At 41.7% G+C, this 2,909-nt stretch carries 4 protein-coding genes; 3 read left to right on the top strand and 1 reads right to left on the bottom strand.

Annotation, left to right across the window (positions count from 1 at the left end):
* The 3 genes from PHP87_RS11725 to PHP87_RS11715 all read left to right on the top strand — a co-directional run.
* The coding region (locus tag PHP87_RS11725) for a hypothetical protein (protein WP_299921588.1) at positions 1-180 on the top strand (180 nt) is incomplete at its 5' end.
* Positions 177-806 (top strand): hypothetical protein, encoded by a 630-nt coding sequence (locus PHP87_RS11720; RefSeq protein WP_299921586.1) that lies wholly within the window; start codon positions 177-179, stop codon positions 804-806. The genes PHP87_RS11725 and PHP87_RS11720, both read left to right, overlap by 4 nt.
* Before the next feature lie 268 nt (positions 807-1,074).
* A complete protein-coding gene (locus PHP87_RS11715; protein ID WP_299921584.1) occupies positions 1,075-2,037 on the top strand; it encodes a DUF4825 domain-containing protein in 963 nt (320 codons plus the stop codon).
* 187 nt (positions 2,038-2,224) lie between these two features.
* Here PHP87_RS11715 and PHP87_RS11710 read toward each other — a convergent pair whose 3' ends face one another.
* Positions 2,225-2,707, bottom strand: a complete 483-nt coding sequence (locus PHP87_RS11710; RefSeq protein ID WP_299921582.1) for a hypothetical protein — start codon at positions 2,705-2,707, stop codon at positions 2,225-2,227.
* Positions 2,708-2,909 lie beyond the last annotated feature (202 nt).

Raw genomic sequence — 2,909 nt, 5'->3', positions numbered from 1 at the left:
GGTAAATGGGTTGAATTAATGCAGCACCTGCTAAATCACCGCTTTATTGCTATATTTCTTTTTAAGCATCGGAAAAAACTGCGGAGCAGATTCAACACACCGCTGCAACAAGGCGGGGGACCCTTTTTCTGGCTCCCGGACAACAACCGACTACTGCATTTGCGGGAAAAGATAGAATGATTCTGGCAAGCGATATCAAAACCTTCCTTCAGCAGAAAGAAATTGCTTCCTTCAATATAGATGGTTATACCGCTATTTATCTCAGCGAACTGGCAGCCTACGGAGAAGTAAAATGGGACCCGCTGCAACGGGTGGCCCGTTTTGACTCCAGTCAGCGTTCAGGAGATACAATACTGGCAGAAAGCAGCGAAGACGCCAATTTGATTGCCGAGGAGATTGACCGACGGGAAGGAATTATCGAGTTCCACGGGGAAAAACTATTATACCAAAACCAGCAGGTAGGCTATGCTCATAACGGAAAGGCGATGGTTTCCCTGGACTGGATGGCCGGGTGGTTGGGATACCAGGTCCAGTCCAAGCAGAATAGTTTTATGGTCGAAGGGCAGGTAGGCTTCACCAATGAAGCTGTGATTCATATTTTGCCAGCTAAAATCGACCAGGCTTCCGGGATAATTACCGAACTGCCGGAACAGACCTTGTCGCTGCAAGAACAGAAATTCTCCGGTCCGGTGGCTTTAAATGCCGGACCCGGACTCTACCGCATATATTTTCAAGTACAAAACAATGGACTGCATGGAGTAGTAGCAACCACCCGCTTTGGGGAATTCTATCTTGATTATCATTAAGCAAGAGCATAAGGGGAAGGTTCTTTTGTGCTCCAGGAATCTACACGAACCCTCAAGCTATCATTCCCAGAGATGGAAATAGCAGCAAAACTACTTGCTGGATTGGTGGCATGAAGTGAAGCGGGATAAGGGTTTGCAATGGTAAATGAGCAGGTTTTTTTGAGCGAGGAACAGGATAGGCCCCCGAAGAATTTTGTTTCCAAAGGAGTCTTTAGCTTTTTATTACGTAAATTGTCATTATCCAAGATAAAATGTTGGGGGTAGAAAAATGAAAAACAAGCTTCTAAAGGATGTAATCGTGCCCAAGAACAGCGGAATTATCGTATTATGCCTGATTATTATACTTGTGATAACATCCGCTGGAATTATAGGCTGCAATAAAACCGTACCCAGTCAAACAGCACAACCAGCATTAAACGAAACAGGAGACGAAATAAACACTGAACTGGCCGGTAAGACCACTAATAAAACAGAAAGAACGAAAGAAAAAAGGATCGATGCCTATAATGATTCCAAAGGCTACAAAGTAGTTATGAATAGCGGAGTTGGTTTTGATATTTATATTCCCCAAAAAGAACGCGAGAATAACCAGTCCTTTTTTGATAATCTGAATAAACAATCCAGGTTAAACGGCTATGATTTCTCCGCTTATCTTGATAAGCCGCTCCGCTATACAGCTATGGCAATTAACAGCGATGATAGCACAAAAGATATTACATTTTTATGCCATGATGAGCAAATCGTGGGTGTTTGGATCGATGCGTCCAACAAAGAGCACCTGGCAGTCAGGGGGAAATTATTGCAATATAATTTCGTATATGATGCTGAGGAACTGCTCCAATACAAATCCAATTATGCAGGCGATAACAGTAATGTAGTACATTTGATGTATTCATTGCCATATGTAAACGGTATAAAACCAGCAGGCTGTGAATTGCAAACAGACAGTGAGCCATACGGCCTCATCATAAATTGTCAAGGATATGGGACAAAGGAGAGAGCGAGCCTGCCATATTTCAAAAATGCCGCAGTAATCTTCAGTCTTATTGAAAATGTTGGTATCGTAACCTTCAATATAGAAAACAATGATGGCAAAAAAATAGCCTTTACCTATACCAGGGCGCAAATAGATAATTATTTCAAAAAAGACATACGGAAGTATAGCAAAAACAAGGCTGATTTTGCCGGATTTATAATGGAAGTGCAAGATGCCAGTGAAATAGGATTATAACGAGGTTAAATATATCCCCCGCTAAGCGGTCGGGTTCCTATTAAATCGAGTAGGGTAATGCTGAGGAATTCAAAGAAGCTTAATTCCTCTCATCTTCGCTCAGAGTTGTAATTATATTTTTAAGGTGGTCAGATTGCTGCAGATATTGAATGAGTTGTTTTTCACGTTCGGTCCGTAACCGGGCAGGTTACAGGTCATAACGTGAACAGGCGGCATCTATCCATTCTACCGGCATATTTTTTATACCCTTTTTAAGGCTGGCGTCAATCAATATATTTTTCTCTTCAATTTTTTCTCGCATACCTTCCAAGGTGTCGATCATGTTAAATTGAAACATCAGCTCGGCATCGGTTTCGGCAAAACGCCCAAATATTTGCTGCCGCATATCCGCCGGAATCTGGTTCCAGTCTATTTGTTCCAGCAAAAGTTCAGCCCGGTCAGGTTCGCCAATTTGCATGAACAGCAGAGCTAGATCCAATAATATAATGGAATCGCCGGTTTGCTGATACAATGATTTAACATCGGTAGACTGAATATGATATATTCCCGCGAGCCGGAGGGGAATATCATTGAGATTCAGAATTGGCAGAAATATTTCTAAGCTAGTCAAAGCCCGTGAGAAAGCTGAAAAAGCTGCATCAGTTACCAGAAAACGCAAGATACAGAGCATTGGAATATATTATTGATATTTAGTATAATTTAATTACGATTCCATTGCAAAAAGTCATTTTTCAAAATTAGAACCGCCATATCTAGTATAATGGTGAGGTTTTGAGCACATATGTAGCGGTGGGTATACCCGGAAACAGGGTTTTTGCAGTAGAACCAATTACTGATTAAAAGAACGGAGTTTCGCTCGTGAAAACCATAAA

Origin of the sequence: Syntrophomonas sp., from assembly GCF_028707975.1 — a bacterium.
Classification (GTDB): Bacteria; Bacillota; Syntrophomonadia; order Syntrophomonadales; family Syntrophomonadaceae; genus Syntrophomonas.
Note: the sequence above shows the minus strand (reverse complement) of the source record. Positions and strands in the feature narration are given on the sequence as shown.

Coding starts and splice junctions, on each gene's coding strand:
- PHP87_RS11720 (WP_299921586.1), top strand. CDS start 177: ATGATTCTGGCAAGCGATATCAAAACCTTCCTTCAGCAGAAAGAAATT.
- PHP87_RS11715 (WP_299921584.1), top strand. CDS start 1,075: ATGAAAAACAAGCTTCTAAAGGATGTAATCGTGCCCAAGAACAGCGGA.
- PHP87_RS11710 (WP_299921582.1), bottom strand. CDS start 2,707: ATGCTCTGTATCTTGCGTTTTCTGGTAACTGATGCAGCTTTTTCAGCT.